The organism is Agreia sp. Leaf335, assembly GCF_001423605.1.
Taxonomy (GTDB): domain Bacteria; phylum Actinomycetota; class Actinomycetes; order Actinomycetales; family Microbacteriaceae; genus Agreia.
In genome coordinates, this window is record NZ_LMOQ01000003.1 from 360,712 (window position 1) to 386,809 (window position 26,098).

Annotated in this window: 22 protein-coding genes; 11 read left to right on the forward strand and 11 right to left on the reverse strand. The window is 67.3% G+C overall.

What is annotated here, in order from left to right; genetic code table 11:
- The first annotated feature begins 4 nt into the window (after positions 1-4).
- A complete protein-coding gene (locus ASF79_RS12020) occupies positions 5-3,508 on the forward strand; it encodes a TM0106 family RecB-like putative nuclease (protein ID WP_055855239.1) in 3,504 nt (1,167 codons plus the stop codon).
- A gap of 95 nt (positions 3,509-3,603) precedes the next feature.
- Here ASF79_RS12020 and ASF79_RS12025 read toward each other — a convergent pair whose 3' ends face one another.
- The 3 genes from ASF79_RS12025 to ASF79_RS12035 form a co-directional block, all read right to left on the reverse strand.
- Positions 3,604-3,885 (reverse strand): hypothetical protein, encoded by a 282-nt coding sequence (locus ASF79_RS12025; RefSeq protein WP_055855241.1) that lies wholly within the window; start codon positions 3,883-3,885, stop codon positions 3,604-3,606.
- 96 nt (positions 3,886-3,981) lie between these two features.
- On the reverse strand, positions 3,982-4,704 hold the full coding sequence (locus ASF79_RS12030) for an SDR family oxidoreductase (protein ID WP_055855244.1): 723 nt from the start codon (positions 4,702-4,704) through the stop codon (positions 3,982-3,984).
- A 76-nt stretch (positions 4,705-4,780) separates the two neighbouring features.
- On the reverse strand, positions 4,781-6,217 hold the full coding sequence (locus ASF79_RS12035; protein ID WP_055855246.1) for a DUF6421 family protein: 1,437 nt from the start codon (positions 6,215-6,217) through the stop codon (positions 4,781-4,783).
- A 199-nt stretch (positions 6,218-6,416) separates the two neighbouring features.
- Here ASF79_RS12035 and ASF79_RS12040 point away from each other — a divergent pair, with 199 nt between their 5' ends.
- Together ASF79_RS12040 and ASF79_RS12045 are read left to right on the forward strand one after the other, a co-directional pair.
- Positions 6,417-7,337, forward strand: a complete 921-nt coding sequence (locus ASF79_RS12040; protein ID WP_104280285.1) for a DUF4190 domain-containing protein — start codon at positions 6,417-6,419, stop codon at positions 7,335-7,337.
- A gap of 130 nt (positions 7,338-7,467) precedes the next feature.
- Positions 7,468-10,689 carry a BTAD domain-containing putative transcriptional regulator gene (locus ASF79_RS12045; RefSeq protein WP_055855251.1) on the forward strand — a complete coding sequence of 1,074 codons (3,222 nt, stop codon included), beginning with the start codon at positions 7,468-7,470 and terminating at the stop codon, positions 10,687-10,689.
- Between the two features lie 24 nt (positions 10,690-10,713).
- On the opposite strand, the gene ASF79_RS12050 is transcribed toward ASF79_RS12045, so the two are convergent.
- Both ASF79_RS12050 and ASF79_RS12055 read right to left on the reverse strand, forming a co-directional pair.
- Entirely contained in the window at positions 10,714-11,535 is an 822-nt protein-coding gene (locus ASF79_RS12050; protein WP_200933575.1) for an ABC transporter permease, read from the reverse strand.
- Positions 11,532-12,527 carry an ATP-binding cassette domain-containing protein gene (locus ASF79_RS12055; protein ID WP_055855253.1) on the reverse strand — a complete coding sequence of 332 codons (996 nt, stop codon included), beginning with the start codon at positions 12,525-12,527 and terminating at the stop codon, positions 11,532-11,534. Before ASF79_RS12055 ends, ASF79_RS12050 begins: the two co-directional genes overlap by 4 nt.
- Before the next feature lie 123 nt (positions 12,528-12,650).
- Between ASF79_RS12055 and ASF79_RS12060 the strand changes: the two genes are divergently transcribed.
- Positions 12,651-13,346, forward strand: coding sequence for a class I SAM-dependent methyltransferase (locus ASF79_RS12060; protein ID WP_055855256.1), 696 nt, complete (start codon positions 12,651-12,653; stop codon positions 13,344-13,346).
- A 26-nt stretch (positions 13,347-13,372) separates the two neighbouring features.
- Here the strand turns inward: ASF79_RS12060 and ASF79_RS12065 are convergent, their stop codons facing one another.
- The 3 genes from ASF79_RS12065 to ASF79_RS17495 form a co-directional block, all read right to left on the reverse strand.
- Positions 13,373-13,723, reverse strand: coding sequence for a hypothetical protein (locus tag ASF79_RS12065; RefSeq protein WP_104280286.1), 351 nt, complete (start codon positions 13,721-13,723; stop codon positions 13,373-13,375).
- 76 nt (positions 13,724-13,799) lie between these two features.
- Complete coding sequence (locus ASF79_RS12070; RefSeq protein WP_055855258.1) at positions 13,800-14,420, reverse strand: antibiotic biosynthesis monooxygenase; 621 nt, start codon at positions 14,418-14,420, stop codon at positions 13,800-13,802.
- Between the two features lie 49 nt (positions 14,421-14,469).
- Positions 14,470-15,105 (reverse strand): hypothetical protein, encoded by a 636-nt coding sequence (locus ASF79_RS17495; RefSeq protein WP_156351726.1) that lies wholly within the window; start codon positions 15,103-15,105, stop codon positions 14,470-14,472.
- A gap of 48 nt (positions 15,106-15,153) precedes the next feature.
- Between ASF79_RS17495 and ASF79_RS12080 the strand changes: the two genes are divergently transcribed.
- On the forward strand, positions 15,154-17,331 hold the full coding sequence (locus ASF79_RS12080) for an acyltransferase family protein (protein ID WP_162239084.1): 2,178 nt from the start codon (positions 15,154-15,156) through the stop codon (positions 17,329-17,331).
- A gap of 7 nt (positions 17,332-17,338) precedes the next feature.
- The gene (locus tag ASF79_RS12085; protein ID WP_055856068.1) at positions 17,339-18,262 is read left to right on the forward strand and encodes an AEC family transporter; all 924 of its coding nucleotides are present in this window, start codon (positions 17,339-17,341) and stop codon (positions 18,260-18,262) included.
- A 6-nt stretch (positions 18,263-18,268) separates the two neighbouring features.
- On the opposite strand, the gene ASF79_RS12090 is transcribed toward ASF79_RS12085, so the two are convergent.
- Positions 18,269-19,105: an exodeoxyribonuclease III gene (locus ASF79_RS12090; RefSeq protein ID WP_055855264.1), complete on the reverse strand. Its 837-nt coding sequence runs from the start codon at positions 19,103-19,105 to the stop codon at positions 18,269-18,271.
- A gap of 35 nt (positions 19,106-19,140) precedes the next feature.
- On the opposite strand from ASF79_RS12090, the gene pyrE reads away from it, so the two are divergent.
- From pyrE to ASF79_RS12115, 5 genes are all read left to right on the forward strand, one after another.
- Positions 19,141-19,689: an orotate phosphoribosyltransferase gene (pyrE, locus tag ASF79_RS12095; RefSeq protein WP_044439696.1), complete on the forward strand. Its 549-nt coding sequence runs from the start codon at positions 19,141-19,143 to the stop codon at positions 19,687-19,689.
- A gap of 32 nt (positions 19,690-19,721) precedes the next feature.
- Positions 19,722-20,357 carry a septum formation family protein gene (locus ASF79_RS12100; RefSeq protein ID WP_162239085.1) on the forward strand — a complete coding sequence of 212 codons (636 nt, stop codon included), beginning with the start codon at positions 19,722-19,724 and terminating at the stop codon, positions 20,355-20,357.
- Positions 20,358-20,677: 320 nt separating this feature from the next.
- Positions 20,678-21,601: an LPXTG cell wall anchor domain-containing protein gene (locus ASF79_RS12105; RefSeq protein ID WP_055855268.1), complete on the forward strand. Its 924-nt coding sequence runs from the start codon at positions 20,678-20,680 to the stop codon at positions 21,599-21,601.
- 94 nt (positions 21,602-21,695) lie between these two features.
- Positions 21,696-23,549 (forward strand): DUF2207 domain-containing protein, encoded by a 1,854-nt coding sequence (locus ASF79_RS12110; protein ID WP_082495870.1) that lies wholly within the window; start codon positions 21,696-21,698, stop codon positions 23,547-23,549.
- 65 nt (positions 23,550-23,614) lie between these two features.
- A complete protein-coding gene (locus ASF79_RS12115; RefSeq protein WP_055778802.1) occupies positions 23,615-24,418 on the forward strand; it encodes a DUF1206 domain-containing protein in 804 nt (267 codons plus the stop codon).
- 90 nt (positions 24,419-24,508) lie between these two features.
- Here the strand turns inward: ASF79_RS12115 and ASF79_RS12120 are convergent, their stop codons facing one another.
- On the reverse strand, positions 24,509-25,309 hold the full coding sequence (locus tag ASF79_RS12120; protein WP_055778800.1) for an HAD-IIA family hydrolase: 801 nt from the start codon (positions 25,307-25,309) through the stop codon (positions 24,509-24,511).
- 57 nt (positions 25,310-25,366) lie between these two features.
- On the reverse strand, positions 25,367-26,089 hold the full coding sequence (locus ASF79_RS12125) for a metal-dependent transcriptional regulator (RefSeq protein WP_055855273.1): 723 nt from the start codon (positions 26,087-26,089) through the stop codon (positions 25,367-25,369).
- Between the last annotated feature and the right edge of the window lie 9 nt (positions 26,090-26,098).

Sequence of the window (26,098 nt, forward strand, 5' to 3'; positions counted from 1 at the left end):
TCCCATGTTCCTGCTCGATGACACGGTGGTCTACTCGGCCAGCGATCTCACTGCGGCGGCGGCGTGCGAGTGGGCTCTGATGCGCAAGCTCGACGCCAAGCTCGGCCGCATCGATGCCGTGGTCGAGGCCGAAGACGACATGTTGCGTCGCACCGCAACCCTGGGAGACCTGCACGAGCTCGCGACGCTCGAGCAGTTGCGCGAGGCGGGAGGGGTCGTCGAGATCGAGCGGCCCGCGATCGACCAGGTCGAGGTGGCCGCCGCCGAGACGCTCGAGGCGCTGCGCTCCGGAGCCGCCGTGGTGTTCCAGGGGGCCTTCTTCGATGGGCGCTTCCTCGGGTACTCAGACTTTCTCGTGCGCGACGATTCTGTCGGTGGGGCGCCCGCCTACGCGGTCGGTGCTGGCCCCGCCTACGCGGACGGTGCTGGCCCCGCGTACGCGGTCTATGACACCAAGCTCGCCCGCAAGGCCAAGATCACCGCGCTGCTGCAGCTCGCCGCCTATGCCGATCAGCTGCAGCAGAACGGCATCCCCACGAGCGAGACGGTGCATCTCATTCTGGGCACGGGCAAGACGACCTCGCACCGACTGCGCGACATCCTGCCCGTCTACCGTCGGCGCCGCGCCCGGCTGCAACAGCTCATCGACGAGCGCGTGGCCGACACCGCGCCCACGGAGTGGGGCGATCCGCGCTACACCGCGTGCGGTCGTTGCGCCGCCTGCGCCGAGCAGGTCGAGCGCACCCGCGACGTTCTGCAGGTGGCCGGCATGCGGCTCACGCAACGGGCGCGCCTGCGGGCCGCAGGCATCCAGAGCATCGATCAGCTCGCGGTGGCCGAAGGCCCCGTTCCCGGTCTCGCGCAGGCCACGCTCGAATCGCTCGCCGGCCAGGCGCGCATGCAGATCGAGCCGCCCGCTCCGGGGCAGGCGCTGAGCTGGCAGATCGCCGACGCGGCCCCGTTGGCCGCGATTCCGGCACCCGACGCCGGAGACATCTTCTTCGACTTCGAGGGCGACCCGCTCTATCAGGAGGGGTCTGCCTGGGGCCTCGACTATCTCTTCGGTCTCGTCGAACCCGACGAGACGTTCGTAGCGTTCTGGGCGCACGACCTGGCCGAGGAGCGGCAGGCGCTCATCGACTTTCTCGACTACGTCGCCGAGCGTCGCGCCCGACACCCGCTCATGCACATCTACCACTACGCCTCGTACGAACGCACCCACCTGCTCACGCTGGCGGCCCGGCACGGAGTCGGAGAAGAAGCGGTCGACGACCTGCTGCGTCAGAACGTGCTGGTCGACCTGTATCCCATCGTGCGTCAGGGAATGCGCATCGGCACGCACAGCTACTCGCTCAAAAAGCTCGAGCCGCTCTACATGGGCGATGCCGAGCGGGCGGGGGTGGCGAACGCCGCAGACTCCATCACCGAGTACGTGCGCTCGCGTGAGCTTCTCGCCGCAGGCGACCCGGTCGCCTCGGCACAGGTGCAAGACGACATCGCCCGCTACAACACCTACGACTGCGTCAGCACGCTGCGGCTGCGCGATTGGCTTCTTGCACGCGTCGCGTCCGTGCCGCGCGATTCCCTTCCGCCAGGCGTGATTCCGGATGCCGGCGGCCGGCTCGACTTCGATCTGCCGGTGCGTGAGCCCGACCCCGTCTACCTCGAGTTGGCGGCGCTGTCTGCGGCGGTACCGCTCGCGGAACGCACCGCCGACGATACGGCGCTGGCCCTCGCATCCGCCGCCATCGATTACCACCGGCGCGAGCAGAAGTCGTTCTGGTGGCAGCACTTCTCCCGGCTCACCGCTCCGATAGACGAGTGGGCCGACACCCGCGACGTGCTCGTCGTGACCGAGGCCGTTGTGCTGCGCGACTGGTTCCGTGAGGGCAGGCAGCGTAGCGACAGACGGCGGCTGGGTCTGCGGGGCATCCTCGCGCCGGGCAGCTCGATCAAGCCCGGGCAGAATCCGTTCATTCTCTACGACGCCCCGTATCCGCCGATACTGAGGGGGCGCGAGCCCGGTGCCCGAACCGCCCACAGTCGGGTGACGGTGGTCGAGACGCTCGACGATGGCACCATCGTCGTCGACGAGGTGCTCGAGAAAGAGGCGTCGCACTACGACGACCTGCCCGTCGCGCTGACACCGGGCACGCCTCCGCCGCCCGGCACTCAGGTCGACGCCATCGCCGAGTGGGGCCGAGCCATCCTCGACGCGCATCCCGAACCTCTCGCAGACCCGGCCTACGACGTTCTGCGTCGCAGGCCGCCGCGGGCCGCGCTCGCACCCGTGGTGGCGGGCCCCGACGGTGTGGGCGACGTGATCTCGGCCCTCGTCGCGTCGCTGCTCACGCTCGATCGTTCCTACCTCGCGGTGCAGGGCCCTCCGGGAACGGGCAAGACCTACACGGGGTCGCATGTGATCGCGCGGCTGGTGCACGAGCACGGGTGGAAGATCGGCGTCGTCGCCCAGTCTCATGCGGCGGTCGAGAACATGCTGCGGGCCGTCGTCGGAGCGGGCGTCGACCGAGCACTGGTCGGCAAGAAGGCCTCCGCGGCGGGCTCCGGTTCGGCGGCCGACGAGCAGCCCGAGTTCACCGTGCTCTCTCCCACGGCCTTCTCCGGGTTCACCGGACGAGAGGGCGGCTACGTCGTCGGCGGAACGGCGTGGGATTTCAGCAACGCCTCCCGCATCCCTCGGCAGTCACTCGATCTGCTCGTCGTCGACGAGGCCGGCCAGTTCTCATTGGCGTCGACGATCGCCTCCGCGGTCTCGGCCACACGACTGCTGTTACTCGGCGATCCGCAGCAGCTGCCGCAGGTGAGCCAGGGCACGCACCCCGAGCCCGTCGACGAGTCGGCCCTCGGGTGGCTGTCCGCCGGCCATGACGTTCTGCCGCCCGAGTTCGGCTACTTCCTCGCCACTTCCTGGCGCATGCACCCCGCGGTCTGCGCGCCGGTGTCCGAGCTCTCGTACGAGGGAAGACTGGTCTCGCACGCATCAGACAGGCGCCTCGAGGCAGTCGAGCCGGGGCTGCATCCGGTCGCGGTCCGGCACGTCGAGCGGTCGACCTCGTCTCCCGAGGAAGCCGACGCCGTGGTCGACATCGTCGCCTCGGTGCTCGGCCGCGAGTGGTGGTCGGGCGGCGTCGCTCGCCCGCTCGAGGAGCGCGACGTGATCGTGGTGGCGCCCTACAACGCGCAGGTCGAACTCCTCAGGCTGCGGCTCGCCGAGGCCGGTTACGAGAGCGTTCCCGTGGGAACGGTCGACAAGTTCCAGGGTCGAGAGGCGGCGGTGGCCATCGTGTCCCTCGCGGCCTCGTCGGCCGATGATGTGCCGAGGGGCCTCGAGTTCCTGCTCATGGCCAACCGGCTCAACGTCGCCATCTCCCGAGCGCAGTGGGCGGCATACATGGTCTACTCACCGACCCTCACCGACGCCCTGCCGAGAACCGAGCAGACGCTCGCTCAGCTGAGCGCGTTCATCCGCCTGGTGTCGCCGGCCTGACGCCTGAGTACTGAAGTATCCGCGCCAGTTCGGTTCATCCGCGCCCGGACGACCGGTAGCGGATGCGCCGAACGGGCGCGGATGCGCGTCCCCGCCTAGTGCGGGTGCGACGCGGGCTTCGGGTGGCCCGGGATCGAGTCGCCGCTCAGATTGAACTCCGACGGATCGACCTCGATGTCGCCCACGTCGTCGGGGCCTCCGGTACCGGGCAGCACGAGGATCTCCGAGGAGTCCATGTCGGAGTCGACGCCGTCGCTGTCGGTGACGGACTCGTTCTCGAGCACGTCGTCGTCGCGCTCGCTCGACGGGCTGTACGAGGTGTCCTTCTCGAGGTCTTCTTCTGACGACAATCCGTGGGTGCGCTTCTCATGGGTCATGCGTTCCACGCTACGGGGGCACATTCATGGCGACCACCCCTTGCCAGGGACAGCCTGGCCTGCTGCATGCCGAGAGTGTCGAGCGCGGGTGTGACGTCAGCTCAGAGGAATCCGACTGTCGTTCAGCTCTGCCGCGTCGCCCTGCCACAAACCGACCACGGCCTGGCCGAGCGCATCCACGTGGGTGAAGCCGGCGTAGCTCTTCTCGGGGTTGTCTCGCTGCATGTCGTCGTCGACCAACGCCATGATCGACAAGCGCACCGCGGCCGCACGCTGGGGCACCGACGCGGTCTTGTTGCCTGACTGCGCGCGACGGAAGCCGTCTGCCACGGAGCGAACCCAGCTCTCGGCGGCAGCCTTCGCGGCCGTGTAGCTGGCGCCTCCGGCGGTCGGGCGCTCGACCGAGTTCGACGACACGATCGCCAGTCTGCCGGCCTCGCTCGCGGCCAACGAGTCGAAGAAGGCCCGCGAGGTGTTGCGCAGAGTGGTGAAGCCCGACTCCATCGCGGCCCAATCGTCGTCGCTCTGAGCGGTGATTCCCGCAGCTCCGCGCCATCCACCCACGAGGTGGATCAGTCCGTCGACGGCTCCGAACTCCCGCGATACGGAGGAGGCGAGCTCCGTGACCGCGGCCAGCTTCGACAGGTCGCATACCCGGGTCGCGGCACCATCAACTGATCGCTCGAAGGCGTGCAGCCTCTCGACATTCGACCCGACGGCCACGACTCGAGCACCCGCCGCGATCAACGCCCGCGACGTGGCGACCCCCGATGAACTCGTGGCCCCCGCGACAACAACAATCCGACCGTCAACGCTCATGACCGACCTTTCTGTAGCTACCCCTGCGGACAGTATGCCCCGGCATGCCGGTCCATACTGTCCGCAGCGGCGACGACTAGCTCGCCGAGGACCCCGTGATGCCCTCGGTCGACAGGATCACGTCGCCGATCTTCTTCGAGAGCGCCTCGTAGAACATCGAGAGGGGGAACTCGTCGTCGAGAATCGCGTCGGTCAGGGCGCGGGGCGGGCCGTCGAGAGGCAGGGCCTGCGGGCCGCGAGCCCAGACGGATGCCGGGTGCGGCGTGACCGTCTCGGTGACCAGTTCGTAGGCGGCCAGCCAGTGCGCGACCTTGGGCCGGTCGATCGAGCGCCAGTAGAGCTCGTCGATCTGCTGGCCCAGTGCGAGCACGCTGTCGGCGACCTCGGGCCAGTCGATGGTGAGCTTGGTGTCGGTCCAGTGCAGAACGTGGTGCTGATGCAGCCACGCGAACAGCAGCTGGCCGCCGAGGCCGTCGTAGTTGCGCACGCGCGATCCGGTGAGCGCGAAGCGGAAGATGCGATCGAACAGCACCGCGTACTGCACGAGCCGGGCGTGCTCGAGAAGGTGCGCATCGGCATCCGACAGCTCGTTCTCGCCCAGCGCCTCGAGGCGGCGCTGGATGCGCACCGACTCGCGGAAGGCGGTGAGATCGCAGCGCAGCTCCTCGAGCGAATAGAGGAAGAACGGCATGCGCTGTTTGATCATGAACGGGTCGAAGGGCAGGTCGCCGCGCATGTGCGTGCGGTCGTGGATGAGATCCCACATCACGAAGGTGCGCTCGGCCAGTGCCTGGTCGGTGAGCAGGCGTGCTGCGTCTTCGGGCAGCTCGAGCCTCGTGGTGTCGGCGGCCGCACGCACAACGGTTCTGAAGCGCGCAGCCTCTCTGTCGGCGAAGATCGCACCCCAGGTGAAGGTCGGGATGCTGCGGGTCGCCACCGTCTCGGGGAAGAGTACGGCCGAGTTGGTGTCGTAGCCGGGCGTGAAGTCGACGAACCTGATGGGCACGAACAGTGCGTTCGAGTAGTCGCCCGCCTCGAGCTCGGCCACGAACTCGGGCCAGATGACCTCGATGAGCACGGCCTCGACCAGGCGAGATGCCGAGCCGTTCTGCGTGGTCATCGGGAAGACGACGAGGTGGCGGATGCCGTTCACGCGGTTCTTCTCGGGGCGGAAGACCACGAGCGAGTCGAGGAAGTCGGGAACGTCGAAGCCGTCGGACACCCAGCGGTCGAAGTCGCGGCGCAGGGCCTCATGGTAGTCGGCGTCGTGCGGGAACGCGGGCGAGAGGGCCGCGATGGATGCCGAGATCACGGCCACGAGTTCGGCTGCACGCGGGTGGGCTGCCGCATCGGGCACCGACCCGTCTTTGACCTGGAGTGCCTGCAGCTCGACGGCTGCCTGCTTGAGGCCCAGCCATGCGGCGGACGTCTCTGCCAGCGACGCGTCTTCGACAACCTCGGGTTCATCGCCGATCGCGGGAACGACGTACTGAGTGGTCGTTGTTGTGGGCATGGGGAACCTCCGATCCAAAGGACTGTGCTGGCAGGCGCGATGTGCGCCGTGCTTCGAGGCTACGGGCGATTCCGTAGCGGTTTCGTGTTCGTCGCATCGATTTGCTGCAGCAGCACCCGGCTGGCGAGCACGAATCCTGCAAGCCGCGCAGGTCTTTCCCGCTGTTGGTGGGATGCATGCCCCCTTTATGATGAACGGCATGAGCCAGACGCCGCCCAACCAGCCCCCTTTGCCGCCCAGCGACGGCTACTCGAACCCCACCCCTCAGTACGGCGGACCGCAGGGGGGAGGCTATTCGCCAGTTCAGGAACCGCGATACAACGTCTTGGCGATCGTCTCACTGGTCTCGGCCTTCTTCGTCTCGCTGGTCGCGGTCATCACGGGCCACATGGCGCTGGGTCAGATCAAGCGCACGGGTGAGAAGGGGCGAGGACTCGCGCTCTCGGGGCTCATCATCGGATACGTCGGCATCGTCAGCGGCATCATCGCGATCGTCGCTCTCGTGGTAATGGCCGTCGCGGGCATCGGTCTGTTCGCGACCATCGCGAGCCAGTACGACCCCGACGACTACAGCTACACCTCAGAGCCCTTCACCTCGACGGCTGCCCCCGATGCGGCGGGCGGAGACCTCACGTTCGACGCCGGAAGCGATCTCGATTCCGGTTCGCTCGCCCAATTCTCCGATCCCTTCATCACCGACTCGGAGTGGACCGTGGCGAGCCCCGACGACGGCAAAGGCAACTGGTCGTACCTCGATCCGTCCGGCCTCTGCACGGTGTCGTTCCACCAGGGATCCCTCGGAACCGAGGTGACCGTGGCTGACGGCGACGACCGCGCCACCACCGCGGGGTTCTTGGCCGTCGTTCTCAGCACCGACGCATCGACGATCGCCGGCAAGGCCGTCGATGACACCATCTCGTACAACTTCGAGGGTTCCGGCTCCGTGGACACCCTGCTCATGCAGGGCACCGACGACGACGGCTCGAATTGGAAGTTGGCGGGACGGGCGTTCGGCGAACTCGGCAGCGGCCTCTACGTCGACGTGACGTGCGACAAGGGCGGCGACCTCGAGTCGGTCTACGACACCGCCGTGACGAAGGCTGCCATCACTGTCTACTGATCCGACGATCGACGCCGAGACCGGTGGCGGGGTCGGGCGAGCCGGTCTCTCCGTCCTGGGGCCGATCCAGCTGATCGGGGCGGATGGCGCAGCCGTTGCGATTCGCAGCCCGTCCGCCCGCGCGGTTCTCGTGTCGCTCGCGCTGGCCGCGGGCCGGCCGCGTTCCATCGCGGGGCTCGTCGACGACCTCTGGGGTGACGACCCGCCGCACAATCCGAGGGCTTCCCTCCAGACGCTCATTTCGCGCATCCGTGCCCTCGGCGACTCGTCGATCATCGAATCGACCGCCGCGGGTTATCGACTCGCGGTGCAGGCATCGTCGATCGATCTCCTGATCGCGGAATCGACGGCAGACCGCCTTCAATCACGCGGCGCGGGCGAATCCGGCGTCGAGTCTGGTGGAGCGCCCGCTGCTTCTCTCGCTGCTGCGAACGCGGCGCTCGCCCTCTGGCGCGGCGAGCCCGCCGCAGATCTGGTTCCCTCATCGCCGCCGGCGGACGCGCTCGCTGACAGGGCTGAACGTGCACGGGCAGCGCTCCGGAGCATCCGGGCCAGGGCTCTCGGCGAACTCGGTCGCGCAGACGAATCGCTCGTGGCCTTCGGCGAGGTGGCCGACGCCTACCCCCTGGACGAGAGTGCCCAGCTCGCCGCGATGACCGCTGCGGTGGAGGCGGGCAGACCCGCGGTCGCCCTCACACGGTTCGCCGAGTATCGCGACCTGCTCGCGGAGCAGTTGGGCGCCGACCCATCGGCCGCGCTCATCGAGGCCAATACGGCCATCCTGGCGGGACGAAGCGTCTCCGCCGAGCGGCCGAAGGTCTCGCCTCCCGTCGCGCGCATCGGACTCCGCCAGTCGCCGAACCCCATGGTCGGGCGCGACGACGATGCCCGTCGTGTACTCGAACTGCTCACCCGTCGTCGCCTGGTCACCCTGGTGGGGTCGGGCGGCCTCGGCAAGACGAGGTTGTCGCAGGATGTCGCGGCGCGGGCGGCGGACGCGGGTTCCGCTGTCATCGTGGTCGAGCTCGCCAGCATCTCGAGCGACGACGACGTCGGTCTGCATATCGCGTCGACACTCGGTATCCGCGAGGTGCAATCGGCCCGTCGCCTCGGCGACCCGATCGTCGTTCCCGACGTGCGCCGACGCATCCTCGACGCCCTCATCGCGCTATCTGGTCGCGCCACGCCTGCGGCTCTGCTCGTACTCGACAACTGCGAGCACGTGATCGAGGACGCCGCGATCTGGGCGGCCGATCTCGTCGCGGAGGCGCCGGGCCTGTCGATCCTTGCGACGAGCCGCTCTCCGCTGTCTGTGTCGGCGGAGCAGGTGTACCCGCTCGAACCCCTCCCGTCGGTGACTGACGACGGCTCCCCGGCGGCGGCGGTCACACTCTTCGTCGATCGGGCGCGGTCGGCCCGGCCGTCCGTTCGCCTGCCCGTCGACGTCGTCGAGCGCCTCTGCAGCCGACTCGATGGCCTACCTCTGGCGATCGAACTCGCGGCCGCCCGCGTGCGATCGTTCTCTGTCGAGGAGATCGAGGCCCGGCTGGTCGACAGGTTCGGCTTGCTGACCTCCGGTGATCGCTCGGCCCCCGAGCGCCATCGCACACTCCTCGCCGTCATCGAATGGAGCTGGAACCTGCTCGGTGACGATGAGCAGCAGCTTCTCGTGCGACTCTCGAGATTCGCCGACGGCTTCTCGCTCGAGACGGCGGAGACGATGATGAGTGCCGCCGGTCGGCACACGCGGGCTGCCGACGCCCTCGACGGTCTCGTCAGCCAGTCGCTCGTCGAGGTGACAGACACGGGTCACGGGTCGCGGTATCGGATGCTCGAGACGGTCCGCGAGTTCGGCGCCTTGGGCATCGGCTCTGTCGTCGACGGCGACGAGCTCGCCCGGCACGAGCGCGAGTGGGGCGTCGTTTTGGCTCTCGCAGCCGCGGAGCTGTGGTTCGGGCCCCGTACGGATGTGCGCCTGCGCGACAACCCTGTGAGCATCGAGCAGGACAACCTCGTCGCCCTGCTCCGGCGAGCGATCATCGACGGCGCACCCGAAGCGGCGAGCAGCCTGTACGCCGTGTTGGCCTATCTGTGGACCTTGCGGGGCGCCCACTCCGAGGTCCTCGCTTTCGGCACTCCGGTTCTCGCCGTCCTCCGGGGGTACACGCCGTCACCGAAGGTGACAGACCTCGCCGCGCTCGGACTGATCATCACCGCGGCGACATTCGGGCTCTCGCGTTTCAGCACGGCGGCCCGCGCCATCGTGTTGCTGCGCAGGATCGTCGGGGGAGCCGACCTCGGCTATCCGCAGCTCCGCGCGATGTCGCGGCTGGCGCTCGCGATCGACGATCTCCCCGCCGCCTACGCCGCCGTCGCAGAGACGCAGGCGAACCCGCACGCGCGCACGGCCATCCTCGGAAACATCATGGGTGCGCAGCTCGCCGAGAACGCCGGAGACGTCGAGGCGTCACGCGTCTTCGCCCTGCGTGCACGACACCTCGCGGAGGCGGTCGGCGACGAATGGGGGTCGACCATGAGCGCGCAGATGCTCGTTCTGTTCAGCGGCGAGGTCGGAGACTCTCACGGGGCGCTCGAATGGTCGCACCGTGCGCGTGAGGGCTTGCGCGATATGGGTGCGATCGCCGATCTGCAGCAGCTGGACTGGGCGGTCGCCGTGGCGAAGGTGGGCATCGGCGAGCTCGACGAGGCCGAGGCGCTGTTCCGCGAACTCCGGGCGGTCGACACCGGCTTCGAAGACGGATTGCTCGATCTCAATGGCCGAGCCGGAATGGCCGAGGTTCAACTGGCCCGGGCGATCGACGCGGAACGCCGCGGCGAGCAGGGCGAAGCCGCCCGTCTGCGAGCCTCGGGCATCGAGGGCTACCGGCAGGCCGTCGAGAGCTCGCGCGTGTCGACGCAGCGCCTGCGCCCCGAGGCGATCATCGCGCTGGCGATCCTCGTCGTGGTCGAGTGTGACGCTCCCGAGGTGTACCTGAGTGCGCTGCTCGCCCACGGCCGTGAGCTGCGCGTCCGCCTGCTGGTCGAATTCCGCCGCCGCAGTCTTCAGCTCGATCGGCCGGTGCTCGGCTCGGCCGTGGTGGCGCTGGCTCGCTGGGCCCTCGATGCCCGCGACGAGCCTCGTCTGGCCGCCGAACTGCTGACCCTCGCATCCGGAATATCGCCGCGGCAGGACAGCCCGAGCATGCGTCTCGCGCGGCACGTCGATCGCATTCGTACGGCTGCCGGCGCAGACGACTATGACCGGATGCTCGACGCATCCGGCCAGTTGACTCGCGACGAGCGGGTGGTGCGCATCCGCGAGTTGCTGTCGTCTCCCGCCCTCCGCGGCTAGCCGAGGGCGGGCGTGGCGGCGGCGCTAGGCCCGACGCATGTAAGCGCGCACGGTGAGCGGGGCGAAGATGGCCACGACGACCGCGGCGCCCAGCAGGGCGAGCCAGAAGTCGGCTCCGACCGCGCCGTTGTTCGCGAGGTCGCGCACGGCCGACACGAGGTGCGACACCGGGTTCACATTGACGAACGCCTGCAGCCATCCGGGCATCGTCTCGCTCGGAACGAAGGCATTCGACAGGAAGGTCAGCGGGAAGAGCACCAGGAACGAGATGCCCTGCACGCTCGAGGCGCTGCGGGCGATCACGCCGAAGAACGCGAAGATCCAGCTCAGCGCCCACGAGCAGACGATTACCAGCAGACCCGCGAGAACCACGAAGCCGATGCCGCCCTCGGGTCGGTAGCCCAGGATGAAGCCCACCGTGAAGGTGAGGGTCGTCGCGATCGTGTAACGCACCGTGTCGGCGAGAAGCGCACCGGCGAGTGGGGCGATGCGGGCGATGGGCAGCGACTTGAACCGGTCGAACACGCCCTTGTCCATGTCCTCCCGCAGCTGCACGCCGGTCACGACCGAGGTGGTGATCACGGTCTGCACCAGGATCCCCGGAATGAGCAGGGGAAGGTAGCTTGCCACGTCGCCGGCGATGGCTCCGCCGAAGATGAAGGTGAACATCACGGTGAAGATGATCGGCTGCAGTGTCACGTCGATCAGTTGCTCGGGGGTGCGCTTGACCTTGAGCAGGCCACGGTAGGCCATCGAGAACGAGTTGCGCACGGTCTGGCCGACGCTCACGTGGTTGCGTAGCTCGCGGCTCACGCCGGATTGGATGGTCGAGGTGATGGTGCTCATGCGTTCACCTGTTCTTTCGGGGTCTCGGATGCGTCGGCGTCGGTCTCGACGCCGTGGCCCGTGAGGGTGAGGAAGACCTCGTCGAGAGTCGGTTCCTGCACCGACAGCTCCGTGAGGCTGATGTTCTGCTCGCGCAGGGTGACGAGGAGGTCGGTGATGCGGTCTGGATCCTGCATGGGCGCCGTGATGCGCGCGGCCTCGGGTGAGAGTGTCACGTCGACACCGAGCACGGAGCGGATGGCCCGCACGGCCTCGTCGCGATCGGCCGAGTCGAGCAGTCGCAGTTGCAGCGAAGACTGGCCCACCGACGCCTTGAGCTCGTCTGCTGTTCCCTCGGCCACGACCCGGCCCGTGTCGATCACGGCGATGCGGTCGGCCAGCTGGTCTGCCTCGTCGAGGTACTGCGTGGTGAGCAACACGGTCGATCCCGTGCTCACGAGACGGCGGATGGTGTCCCACATCTGCGAGCGCGTGCGGGGATCGAGGCCCGTGGTGGGCTCGTCGAGAAAGATGAGGGGTGGCTGCGAGATGAGGCTCGCGGCCAGGTCGAGGCGCCGGCGCATGCCGCCGGAGAAGTTCTTGAGCGGGCGCTTCGCCGCGGCCGTGAGCCCGAATTCCTCGAGCAGCTCATGGGCCTTCGCTCGCGACTCGGCGCGGCCGAGCCCGTTCAGCCTGCTGAAGAGAACGAGGTTCTCGGTGGCGCTGAGCGTTTCGTCGACGGACGCATACTGACCGGTGACGCCGATGAGCTGACGCACGATCTGCGCTTCACGCTGCACGTCGTGGCCGAAGATGGTGGCGTGGCCGGCGTCGGGATTGAGCAGGGTGGCGAGCATGCGGATCACAGTGGTCTTGCCCGCGCCGTTCGGGCCGAGAACGCCGTAGACGCTCCCGGTTCGAACGCGCAGGTCAACGCCGTCGACGGCGCGATTGTCGCCGAAGATCTTGACGAGGCCTGTTGCCTCGACGGCCCAGTCGGAGCTGGTTGCCATGGGTGGACTTCCTTTCGATGAAGTTGACTCCATCGTGAGCGAGGTCCCTTTCACGACACTGTCAGGGCGCTGTCGTGCTCGAGCCGCACAATCCGCTGCTCTCGTCGGCGACGAATAACCTCCATGAGCCTCCTGCAGCAGAACCCCACCGACGCCACGTTCGGCCGCGGGGGAGACGAGCCCTACGCTCGCGCCATCCGCCACGAGGCGCAGGGCGGACTCGCTCTACGCGAGGCCGGACCGATCTCCTCTACTGCGGGCGCACGACTCGAGCTCGACTTCGACAAGTGGTCCGACGATGCCGACGACATCGACCATTCGCTTCTGCGGAACGCTCGCGGGCCGATTCTCGATATCGGATGCGGGCCGGGGCGCATGGTGCGTGCCGCGGGCCGGCTCGGTCTCGTCGCGCTCGGTCTGGATGTCTCGCCCGAGGTCGTGGCGATGGCTCGCCGCGGCGGGGTGGCCGTGGCCCTCGGTTCCGTCTTCGAGCGCGTTCCCGCGGAGGGGCTGTGGGGCACGGCGCTGCTCATCGACGGCAATGTCGGTATCGGCGGAGACGTCGCGGCTCTTCTCGTGCGCTGCCGCGACATCCTCGCCCCGTCGGGCGTTCTGATCGTCGAGGTGCACACCGACGACGATCGCGATCACGCCTACAGTGCCACGCTCGTCGACGACGAGGGTGCGCAGAGCGGCGTGTTCCCGTGGGCAGAGATCGGGGCCACTCGCCTGGCCGACGTCGCCCGAGCATCCGGCTACACGGTCGAGCGGGTGATCGTCGCTGGCGGTCGCCGCTTCTGTCGGCTCACACGCGCCTGACTGATCGGCGAGGGCGCAGACCTTCGCTACGCCGCCGGCCCGAGCATCACCGCGAGCATCGCGGCGGTACCGCCCACGATGAACAGCATCGTTCCGAGCTGCATGGTGCGCGTCTTGTTGCGGTCTGCCGTGGGAACGTCGACCTCGAGGATCGGGCATCCCGACCATCCGATCAGTCCGATGCTCACCGCGACGAGCCCCGCACCGATCCACCACAGCAGCGCCAGGCCTTTGACCAGCAGTGCGGGTCGCCATCCGCTCGAGAGCAGCAGGCCGAGCGAGATCGCCGATGCCCCGACTGCCGCGACGAACCAGATGGTCCCTGTCCACATGATGCGTTGGACGTTCTTCTCGGGAGACATCAGATCGTGGGTCACGTTGATATCTTTCACCCGCAAGCCGCGCAAAACAAATTGATTAGTTGCAACTATTGCCGGGGGTGGCCAAAGCGCACTAGAGAAACCGCACTCGCCGCAGCAGTCGAGTGACCCCCGGCAGCACCCAGTAGGCCATGATCGGAGTCAGAACGAGCGTCGTGACGAGCACTTTCAGTGCCGTCGCCAGGTCGTTCCAGCCGGGAAGAAGCGTCGTCACGAGCAGCGTGAATGCCAGGTTCACGGGAAAGAATCCGAGCCAGATGCTCGTCGCCTGTTTCCATCTCGGCGGCGCGGCCGGCGTCTCGGCCGGGCCGAGCGCATCCGGTGCCTGGGGCGACTGCGGCTCGTCAAACCAGCCCTCGATACCCGTGCGCCTCTCGACCCTCGCCTCGCGCACGAGTTCGCGGCCTCCTTCGAGCCAGCGTCGGCGGTCCTCCGACGACTCCCACTGCTCGAGCAGCGCAGCATCGGCGAAGCGGTAGAGCATGTGCCAGTGGACGGAATCGGCCCCCTGCCTCACCCAACCCGAACCGAGAAAGCCCGGATAGCGATTCGCGAGATTCACGCCCGCCTGCACCCAGCGGGTGACATCGGGGATCCGCTCGGGATCGACGGCGCGGGTGATGGACACGGTGATGGGAACGGCGGGCGATGCTTGTGGCTGCCCGAGCACGTTCTCCGACTCTTCTGGAGACATGGTCTCCAGTATCCGCCGCCGATGTTACGCGCGCATTAAGCGCCTCGCGCTACTTCTCGTCGTCGTCTTCGTCGGCCTCGTCGTACTCTTCGAGAATCTCGAGAGCCTCTTCGTCGAGATCATCGGGCTGATGGCCGGCCGCGTGGCGCACGGCGTGACGACCGAGGATGAGCAGCTCGCGCGTCTCCATGGCATCGGCCAGCTCGTCGCGGTCGAGATCGTCGGCGTCGTTGATGACCTTCGTGACCATCTCGATGCCCATGTCGAACCAGCGCTCCGCGTTGTGAGCGTCACCGGCCGCGTCGTAGCTGTCTCCCAGGAACGAATAGACCATCGGGTCTTCGGGCTTCTCGGCGCGCAGCGCCTTGGCGAGCTCGTTGGCCTCGGCCTCCTGGCCGGTGCGCAGCAGGCCCTCGATCAGGTAGACGCGCTTGTCGGGGGCCGCGTCTCCCGGCGCATCCTGCGCCTCGCGGGCCGCCTCGTAGGCGCGCAGCGGGAGGAGCGCGTCGTAGAAACTCTCGGATGCCGCGATGAAGAGAGCGGCGGGTGTCACGTCGTCGTCGTAGAAGGTCTCGGGGTCGCGGGCTGCGGCGAGGAACTCCTCGGCGACGGCGAGCGCCTTCTCGGGGTCGTCGGCTTTGAAGCTGGACTCATCGATGTAGTCCCAGGTCACGGTCGTAGGCATGTAAGCAACCTTAACGGCCCAGGCCTGACGGCTACCATGGGACGCGATATGGATATGACCCCGCCGCCCTCCCGACGGTCCCTTCGGCGAAGCCAGGCGGCGAGCGACCCCGCGTCGGGCGACGTGCGCGCGGCAGCCGGAGCCACGCCCGCACCGACCCACTTCCTGCCTCACCTGCAGGGGCTGCGCGCGATCGCGGTGCTCCTCGTCGTGGTCTACCACTTCTGGCCAGGGCGCCTGCAGGGCGGCTACATCGGTGTCGACGTCTTCTTCGTGATCTCGGGCTTCCTCATCACGGGTCAGCTGGCGCGCGAGCTGGAGCGATCGGGCCGCATTGGACTGCCCGGCTTCTACGCGAAGCGCGTGCGACGGCTTCTGCCGGCAGCGGTGACCGTTCTCATCTTCTCGGCCCTCGCGACCCTCTTCATCCTGCCCCTGTCGAGCCTGGGCGAGAACCTGCGCGAGATCCTCGCGTCGACCTTCTACGTCGAGAACTGGGCGCTCGCGGCCAACTCCGTCGACTACCTCGCCGCCGCCAACGAGGCGACCCTGGTGCAGCACTACTGGTCGCTGTCGCTCGAGGAGCAGTTCTACCTGATCTGGCCGCTCCTGCTGCTCGGCGCCTCGTGGTTGGGCGTGAAGTACTGGAGCGGAAAGCGCTGGAACGCCCTGCTCGCGCTCGTCGTGACCGTCAGCATCCTGTCTCTGGCGTTTTCGATCATCTACACGCAGACGAACGCGGCGCAGGCCTACTTCGTGACCTTCACCCGCATGTGGGAGTTCGGCGCGGGCGCGATTCTCGCGCTGCTGCCACGCTTGCGGCCCACGAAGGCCTGGCTGTCGAATCTGCTGGGCTACGGCGGCATCGCGGTCGTGCTCGGTTGTGGCTATTTCTACGACAAGGCCACCCCGTTCCCCGGCTACGCGGCCGTGCTGCCCGTGCTCGGAACGATGGCGATCATCCTCGCCTCGCATCGTGCGCGCTGGTTCGACGCGGGCAGTGTGCTGAGCTTCCGACCCGTCAGCTTCATCGGAGACATCTCCTACTCGCTCTATCTCTGGCACTGGCCGCTCATCATCATCGCGCCATTCGTTCCGGGCTGGGGGCTCTCGACGATCAACCGTCTGGTGCTGTTCGTGCTCTGCTTCGTGATCGCGTGGCTCACCAAGAAGTTCATCGAAGACCCGACCCGGTCGTTCACGCCGCTGGTGCGGCGCAAGCCCCGGGCGACCTTCGCGGTCATGGTGGCCGGCATGGCCGTCGTGAGTCTCGTCGTGGGCGTCACCAGCGTCATCCAACAGCCCAAGTACGACGCGGCAGCGGCCGAGTTGCGCAGCACCCTCGAGACGCTGCCAGCCTGCTTCGGCGCCGCATCCGGTGGCACCGACGGCCTTGCGCCCATCGAGGCGTGCTCGAACCCGGCTCTCGCCGACCAGATCATTCCGAGCCCCGGTTTCGGCAACGCCGACCGCCCTCAGCACCCCGACTGCCTGGTCACCCTCAACGACTCGACGCTCACCAGCTGCGAGTTCGGCGACACGACGTCGGATGCGGCTCCGCGGGTCGCGATCATCGGCGACAGCCACGCGTACTCGCTGCTCGACCCGCTGATCCAGCTCGCCGAGACCAAGGGCTGGCACCTCACCACCTATCTCAAGGGCGCCTGCCCGTGGAGCACGACTCCGATCGCGGGCGGCGACGCCTTCTCCGCGTCATGCGCCGACTGGCGGGCCAACCTCGACAGCGAACTCGCGTCGGTGCAGCCCTACGACGCGATCTTCACGGCCGCCCTCGCCGATCACACGCTGGATGCCGATGGATCGGCCGCCGCCGCCGAGACCGCGGGATTCGTGGAGGCCTGGACCCCTCAGCTCACGCAGGGCGTTCCGGTCGTGACCCTCGTCGACAACCCGTCGTGGGAGACGGATCCGAACAAGTGCCTGCGCATTTCCGATGCGGCCAGTTGCACGGAGCCGCGAAAAGACGGGCTCGGCGAGGTCGATCCCCTCGCATCGGCCGCCCGGCAGCTGAAGGACGGCGGCTCCGATGTGACGCTGCTCGACTTCTCCGACATGTACTGCGACGCCGAGGATTGCTTCCCGGTCATCGGCGGAGCGAACGTCTACCGCGACCAGGATCATCTGACGCGCACCTTCGCCTTCACCCTCGCCCCCTTCATCGAGAGTGCCATCGACGCCGCTCTCGCCCGATCGACCGCGCGCTGAGGCAGACATGGCCGGGGTGCTCACCGGATTCGCGATCATCGGCTTCGTCATCGCGGTCGGCTACGTGGTGGGTCGCACGAACATCCTGCAGGTCGACGCGCAGAAGCCGCTGAACCGCATCGCCTTCTTCGTGACCAGCCCGGCGCTGCTGTTCACGGTGCTCGCGCGGGCCGACGTCAGCGTCATCTTCTCGTCGTTCCTCGTGGTGACCGTCATCACCGTGGCCACGTCGATCACGCTCTACGTGGTGGCATCCCGCCTCTTCTTTCGCCGGGCCGCTGCCGAGACCACGATCGGCGCGGTGGCCTCGTCGTACTCGAATGCCAACAACATCGGCCTGCCCGTGGCCATCTATGTTCTGGGAGACCCGCAGTTCATCGCTCCGCTACTGATGCTGCAACTGATCGTGATGGCACCGGTGACGCTCACCGTTCTCGACACGGTGACGCGCGGCAAGGCATCCATCGGCTCTTTTCTCACCCAGCCCGTGCGCAACCCCATGATCATCGCGTCGCTGATCGGCCTGCTGCTGAGCATCTCCGGGGTGACGCTGCCCGATGAGGTCATGGCCCCGTTCGATCTCATCGGGGGCGCGACGATCCCGCTCGTGCTGATGACGTTCGGCATGTCGCTGGCTGGTCAGAGACCGCTGGCTCCGGGAACCGGGCGTCGCGACGTTCTGATGGCCGCTCTGCTCAAGAGCGTTGTGATGCCGATCGTCGCCTATCTGCTCGGCCGCTTCGTCTTCGACCTCGATGCGGCGCATCTCTTCGGGGTGGTCGTTCTCGCCGCCCTGCCGACGGCGCAGAACGTGTTCAACTTCGCGTCGCGCTACGAACGAGGGGTGGTTATCGCGCGCGACACTGTGCTGATCACCACGATCGCGTCGGTGCCGGTTCTGGTCGTCGCGGCCGCGCTGCTCGCGCCGTAACCTCGATCACCAGAACATCGGGCGGTCGTCGTCTTCCTCGGTCTCGATGTCGAGATCGACCCAGACCGGAACGTGGTCGCTCGGGGCGTCGCCCTTGCGCTCGTTTCGATCGATGCCGGCATTGGTCACCTTGTCGGAGAACGGCTGCGAGCCCAGGATGAAGTCGATGCGCATGCCCTCGTTGCGGGGAAAGCGCAGCTGTTTGTAGTCCCAGTACGTGTAGCCGGTCGGGACGCGCGGACGCACCACGTCGGTGAGCCCCGCATCCATGAAGTCGTTGAAGGCGGCCCGCTCGGGAGCCGACACGTGCGTCGAGCCCTCGAAGGCCTGGAGGTCCCAGACGTCGGTGTCGAGGGGGGCCACGTTCCAGTCGCCCATCAGGGCGAGCGGCTGCTGCGGGTTGGCCGCGATCCACTCCCGAGTGTCGGCAGAGAGCGCAGCAAGCCACCGCAGCTTGTAGTCGTAGTGGGCGTGCTCGAGCTCGCGGCCGTTGGGAACGTAGAGGCTCCACAAGCGAACGTCGTTCACGGTCACGCCAAGGGTGCGCGCCTCGAGGGGCAGGCTTCCGTCGTCGGCTGCGACCCCGAAGCCGGGCATGTTCTCGAAGTCCTTGGTGACCTCGGTCATCGGCAGCCTCGAGGCGAAGGCGACGCCGTTCCACTGGCTCAGGCCGTGCAGCTCGACCTCGTACCCGGCTGCGGTGAACTGCTCGAACGGAAACTGGTTCTCTTTGCACTTGATCTCTTGCATGGCGAGAACGTCGACGTCCTCCCGCACGAGCCAATCGGCGACCCGGTCGACCCGGGCCCTGATGGAGTTCACGTTCCAGGTCGCAATGCGCATGCGCCCCAGTTTATTGGCTCCTCTAAACTGGGGCGGTGACGAACGCGCGCCAGCAACTCATCGACTACATTTCCGCCGAAGCCGTCTTCCACGGCGACTTCACGCTCACGAGCGGCAAGAAGGCGAGCTACTACGTCGACCTGCGCAAAGTGAGCCTCGACCACCGCGTCGCGCCGCTCATCGGCCAGGTCATGATCGACGTCATCAAGGACATTCCCGATGTGTTCGCCGTCGGCGGCCTCACCATGGGAGCCGACCCCGTGGCATCCGCGATTCTGCACCAGGGTGCGGCGCAGGGCCTCGCGTACGACGCGTTCGTCGTGCGCAAGGAGCCGAAGGATCACGGCCGCGGCAAGCAGGTCGAAGGGCCCGAGCTCGAGGGCAAGCGCGTGATCGTGCTCGAAGACACCTCGACCACAGGCGGTTCGCCGCTCAAGGCCATCGAGGCGCTCGAGAAGGTCGGAGCCATCGTCGTCGGCGTCGCCGTCGTCGTCGACCGCAACACCGATGCGCGCGAGCGCATCGAGAAGGCCGGCTACCCCTACTACTACGCGATCGGCCTGGCTGACCTCGGTCTCGAGTAGACGGCGGTTGCAGGCAGACGATGACAGAGTCGATGGATGTAACGGGCCCGTCGCGCGCCCGGCGTCCGACGCCGAGATGGCTCGTCGCGGTCGTCGCCTCGCTCGCCGCGGTGTTCATCGTTGTGCTCTTCTTCGTGCTCGGCCGGCACCTGCCCTGGTTCGATGATTCGGCTGACGTGGGGCCCACCTCGACACCGACGGCGTCGGTGACACCGACGCCGACCGCAACCGCTGAGTCCACGCCGACTCCGACGTACGAGTCGACCGCAGCGACGGGGCCTCTGGCCGCCGGTGTTCACCCGTGGACCGCGCTGAGGGGCGGCGAGTGTCTCAATCCCTTCGGGTCACCCTGGGACGAGACGTTCACCGTCGTGGACTGCGCGTCGCCGCACGCGGCTCAGCTGATCGCGCGGGTGTCGCTCAATCCTGACCCTGCTGCTGCGTATCCCGGCGAGGCCGCCATCACATCGCAGCTCAATCTGGCGTGCACGGCTCCGACCGTGCTCGACTTCGCGGCGGCTGCGGCATACCCCGATGTGCAGTGGCAGGCGAGCTATCCGGTCTCCGACGCTCAATGGGCTGAGGGGCAGCGCGACTATTCGTGCTTCATCAGCCGGTCGTCGGGCGAACCGCTCACCGGCTCAGTTCAGGTCGTCGCGGCGGGATGAACGGCCCCTACTGAGTTCGTTCCCGCTTGGTTTTAGTGGGCAACGAATCAATCTCAAAAATCTTTTTTCTCCTCTCGGGCCCCGCGGAGCTCGGTGCTGTGACGTCGAAAAAAGCGTTTGACCAGTTGTTTCATGACAACTGATAAATCGGAGGATATGTAACCTTTTGGAGGGGGTTCGGCGGTGACCCGCTTGGGGGCCTTGGCGTTTCTGAGAAAGTGCCTATAGCCTCGACAGGACGCAGCATTTTCGCAGCATCACTACTTTCGTCGGAAGAAACGCCGACGAGGATCCCCCTGATCGCTTATTCCAGGAGAACAATGTCCCGCTCAATCCTTTCCCGCCTCGGCGCGGGCCTCGTCGCAACGGCTCTCGTTGCCGGCGGCTCACTCCTTGTCGCTGGTCCGGCTTCCGCCGCCAACGACGTCGTTACCCCCAACTCTGTCGTCGAGAACTCCTGGGGCCACGAGGGAACCGTCACGGTTTCTGGCCAGGGCACGCCGGGCGACACGCTGTCCGTCAACCTCCTCAACGGCAACACCCCCGAGACGGCTACAGAGAGCTACCTCTCGACGACGGCTGTTACCGAGACCGTTGTAGGGCCCGATGGCACCTACACGATTTCATTCTCGTTCCCGGAGAGCGAAGCAGACCCGTCGGACTTCGCGGCCACGCCGGCCCTCGGTGAGACGCCTTACGCCTTCATTGCCAACCAGACCACTGAGGCAGCCCCGATCTTCCTCCCGATCGAGGTCACCGCGTTCGTGCTCGCGCCGTTCACCACGACGATCGACCCCATCTGCCTGTCGGGCGTCGACGCTGCCACCACCGGTGTCAACGTCTCCGCTACGGGCTTCGGCCAGTACGAAGAGGGCGTCGTCTACAGACTGACCGACTCCAACGGCGCCCAGATCGGTGCCGATGAGCCCGTCGACAACATCGACGAGACGGGTTCCGTCGCCGGAAGCCTGATCCTGCAGACCACCATCGACGGCGTGCCCTCCGGCCCGATCGCTGACGGCGTCTACACGATCACGTTCATCGGTTCGGTGACCACCGCCGGTCTCGTCACCATCGGCAACTGCGACGTTCCCGTTGCTCCGGCCGAGGTCGTTCCTGCTGCTCCGCAGCTGGCCAACACCGGTTCCTCTGACGCGGGCATCCTCGTCGGTGGCTCCGCTCTGCTGCTGCTCGTCGGTGCTGCCCTCATGGTCGCCCGTCGTCGCCAGAACGCCGCTGCGTAACTGATCCACCCGCCGATCTGATCGGCACCCGAAGGGCCGAGACATTCGTCTCGGCCCTTCGTCGTTCCCGCCCGGCTTCCGTAAAGTGAGCAGCATGCGCAAGATCCTCATGAGCGTCCTTGTTGTTGCTGGCCTAGGGGGGATGGCGTTGGTGGGGGCCGCCCCCGCGACCGCGACGGTCGTCGAGGCCGCACCCGTCGCATCCGGCGTTGCAGCGGGCGTCGATGACTTCTCGTTCTCGTCGTACGACGCCGACTTCTATCTCGACACCGATGCCGATGGCCGGTCGACCCTGAAGACGATCGAGACCTTCGTGGCGCATTTCCCGGACTCCGATCAGAACCGTGGAATCCGTCGCGCCATCCCGCTCGCCTACGACGGACACCCCACAGACGTCGACGTCGAGAGCGTCGTCGACGAGAACGGAGACCCGCGCTCCTTCGAGGCCGAGAAGAACGACGACGGCGACTTCCTCGTCGTCACGGTGCGGGCAGACGACTTCGTTCATGGAGCGCAGACCTACACGTTCACCTACACGCAGCACAACGTCACGAGGCACGACGAGGCGAGCGATGTCGACGAGTTCTACTGGGACTCGGTCGGATTCGACTCGCTGCAGAGTTTCGGGTCGGCGACGGCACGACTGCACGTGCCCGAGCGGCTCGCCGGGGCGCTGACGGGCAAGGCGAGCTGCTACGCGGGCCCCTACGGCTCGACCGCGACGTGCCCCATCGTCAGCGAGGACGCAGACGGCGAGACGGTGTTCACGGCCGGGGGCGTTCCTCTCGGCGCACACGAGAACGTGACCGTGGCCGTCGGCTTCGAGGCCGCGACGTTCGTACCCCGCGACGATTCCTACCTCGGCGCGTGGCAGGGATGGGCGCAGTTGCTCGCCGCCCTGATTGCGGTCGCCGGTGCGGTTCTCTCGGTCGTCTGGCGCACCACGGGGCTCCGGGATGCGCGGGGTCGGCCGACCATCGTCGCCGAGTACACGCCCCCGGCCGCCGATGTCTTCACCTCGGCGGCGATCCTGAAGCGCACGAGCCGCGCCGCGGCATCCGGATTCGTCGCGCTGGCGGTACGCGGGAACCTGCAGATCGTCGAGAAGCCCAGCGACTCGATGTGGTCGAAGAAGCCCGAGTACTGGCTGCACGCCGTGCACAGCGACGGACTGTCGCCGCAGGAGCTCGAGTTCTATCGACTGATCTTCGATGGAACGCCCGACAACAGGCGCGAGCTCAAGAGGAACGACACAGACCTCGCGACCGACGTGCAGAAGTTCATCAAGACGGTGCGTGCGAGGGCCGTCAAGGACGGCTACTTCAAGAAAGGCACCGCCGGTCGGAGCCTTCTCCTGGCGGTCACCGTCTTCGTCTCCGGACTCGCCACGATCATCTTCGGAGCTTTCCTCGGCGCGGATTCCCGAGGCGGGGCTCTGCCCTTCATCCCGGTGGCTCTCGGCGTGCTGTGCATCGCACTCTCCTGGATCATCCTGTTCCGTACGCCGCTCACGACGGCCGGCGCCGAGCTGCGGGACTATTTGAAGGGCGTTCAGCTCTACCTGACCGTGGCTGAGGAAGATCGATTCCGCATGCTCCAGAGCCCCGAGGGCGCGCTCAAGACCCAGGCCTCCACCCCGGATGGCGGTCAGATCGTGAAGATCTACGAGAAGCTGTTGCCCTTCGCCGTTCTGTGGGGCGTCGAAGACGAGTGGGCGAAGGTGCTCGGCACCTACTACGAGCAGACGCAGACGCAGCCTCACTGGTATGGCGGAGCCACCGGCTTCAACGCCGCCTACTTCGCCGCCAGCGTGGGGTCGTTCGCGGCGACGACGGCTGCCACCTATTCGGGCAGCACCGCGAGCACGTCGTCGTCATCGAGCGGTGGATCGGGTGGCGGCGGATTCTCCGGCGGCGGCGGTGGCGGCGGGGGAGTGGGCGGCGTATAGCTCTGCCCATGCCTCGTCGTGTCCACCCCTAGCCAGGCTCAGTCCGCTCTCGTTAGCCTCGAGTAATGACCAATTCTGCGAAGACCGCTGCAAGAACGGCCAAAAATAGTCGGGCGCTCGAGATCCTCGCACGCACCGGATACGCCGTTCTCGGCCTCCTGCACATTCTCATCGGCGCCATCGCCATCGGCCTCGTCGGCGGCTCGGGAGACTCGGCCGATCAGTCGGGCGCCCTTCAGGAGTTGTCGTCGAAGCCCGGCGGAATCGTGGTGATCTGGATCGTGGCAATCGGTCTGTTCGCCCTGACGCTGTGGCAGGTCGCACAGGTCTTCCTGCTCGACGAGCCCGACCCCAAGAAGAAGTGGGGCAGACGTGTCTCTGAGCTCGGCAAGGGAATCGCCTATGGAGCCGTCGGTGCCACTGCCCTGACTTTCGCGCTCGGCGGGTCGTCGAGCTCGTCCGATTCCAGCCAGAGCCTCAGCGCCAAGCTGCTCGCGAGCCCGGGAGGCGTCATCCTGCTCGTGATCGTCGGGCTGGTGGTGGCCGGCATCGGCGTCGCCTTCGTGGTGCAGGGGGTACTCAAGAAGTTCGAGAAGCACCTGGTGATCCCTGCCGGTACGACCGGCAAGGTCGTGCGCGGGCTCGGCATCGCGGGCTATGTCGCCAAGGGTGTCGCGCTCTTCGTCGTCGGAGTGCTCTTCGTGGTGGCCGCCGTGACCGCGGATCCGGAGAAGGCATCCGGTCTCGACGGCGCGCTCAAGGCCCTCATCGACCTGCCGTTCGGAAAGGTGATCCTGGTGCTCGTGGGCGTCGGTCTCATCGCCTACGGACTGTTCTGCGCGGCCAGAGCCCGCTGGGCGAAGCTCTAAGCGCCAGCATCCGCGCCCGTGAGGGCTATCCGCGGCTGGACGGCCTGGCGCGGATGAACCCAACAGGCGCGGATGCGAACGGGGCTGCGGTCAGATCTCGTCTGACTCGAAGGGTTCCGTGCGAAGCAGGTCCTGCACTCCCGCGAGGATCTCGTCTGGACGGAACGGGTACTTCTCGATCTCGGCCTGGTCGCTGATGCCGGTGAGCACCAGAATCGTGTGCAGCCCCGCCTCGATGCCGGCCACCACGTCGGTGTCCATGCGGTCGCCGATCATGCCCGTGTTCTCGGAGTGAGCGCCGATGCGGTTGAGCGCGGAACGGAACATCATGGGGTTGGGCTTGCCCACGACATAGGGCTCCATGCCCGTGGCCTTGGTGATCAGCGCGGCGACCGCGCCGGTGGCCGGCATCGGGCCCTCGGCACTCGGCCCCGTCGCATCCGGATTCGTGACGATGAACCGCGCACCGGCCGAGATCAGCCTGATCGCGCGTGTGATCGCCTCGAACGAGTAATTGCGGGTCTCGCCGACGACCACGTAGTCGGGGTTGGTGTCGGTCATGATGAAGCCCGCCTCATGCAGGGCGGTCGTGATGCCGGCCTCGCCGATCACGAAGGCGCTGCCGCCGGGCATCTGCGACTTCAGAAAGCTCGCCGTGGCGAGCGCCGATGTCCAGATGGCCTCCTCGGGCACCTCGAGACCGGATGCCCGCAGCCGGGCGCTGAGGTCGCGCGGCGTGTAGATGGAGTTGTTGGTGAGCACCAGGTAGGGCTTGCCCTCGTCGCGCCACTGCTGCAGCAGCTCGGCAGCCCCTGGAAGCGCCCTGTTCTCGTGCACGAGAACGCCGTCCATATCGGTCAGCCAGCATTCGATCTCATCGCGTCGAGCCATGGGATAGTCCTTTCATAGCCTGCTTCGCCCAGCCTAGCGGCCGTAGCCACGCAGGGCTCAGGCTGGTGTCGAGATCCAGATCGACGAGCCGCCGGATGCCGAGACGGGCACGAGCGGGCCGGCATTGGCATCCGTATCGCTGGCCCCGGCGACGCGCACGATGAAGCCGGTCGAGGCATCCCGAGACACCACCGACACGGTCGTCGAGGGCCGGATGCCTGCCGCGGCGAGCGAGAGGAGAAGCGACGGGTCTCTGTCGCTGATGCGCACCACCATGCCGGTCGATCCGACGGCCGCCTCCGACAGCAGGAGGGCGGGCGACGAGTCCACCGTGCCGTCGGCCGCAGGAATGGGGTCGCCGTGCGGGTCTCGAGTGGGATGCCCGAGGCGCGCGTCGATGGCGTCGAGGAGCCGATCGCTGATGGAATGCTCGAGTACTTCGGCCTCGTCGTGCACCTCGTGCCAGTCGTAGCCCATCTCGTCGACCAGCCAGGTCTCGATGAGACGGTGCCGACGGATGACGCCCCGGGCCCGAGCCGTGCCCGCCTTCGTGAGCGTCAGCGGTTTGTATGGTTCGTAGTTCACGAGCCCTGCGGCGCTGAGCTTCTTCGCCATCTCGGTGACCGACGACGGAGCGACGCCCATGGTCGCGGCCAGTACCGACGGTGTGACAGGAGCGGACTGCCACTCGGTGTGGTGGTAGATCGTCTTGAGGTAGTCCTCCGCGGCGGAGTCGGCGTTCGGCTGGGTGCGACGCGCGACCGGCTCGGGGATGCTCATGATGACCCC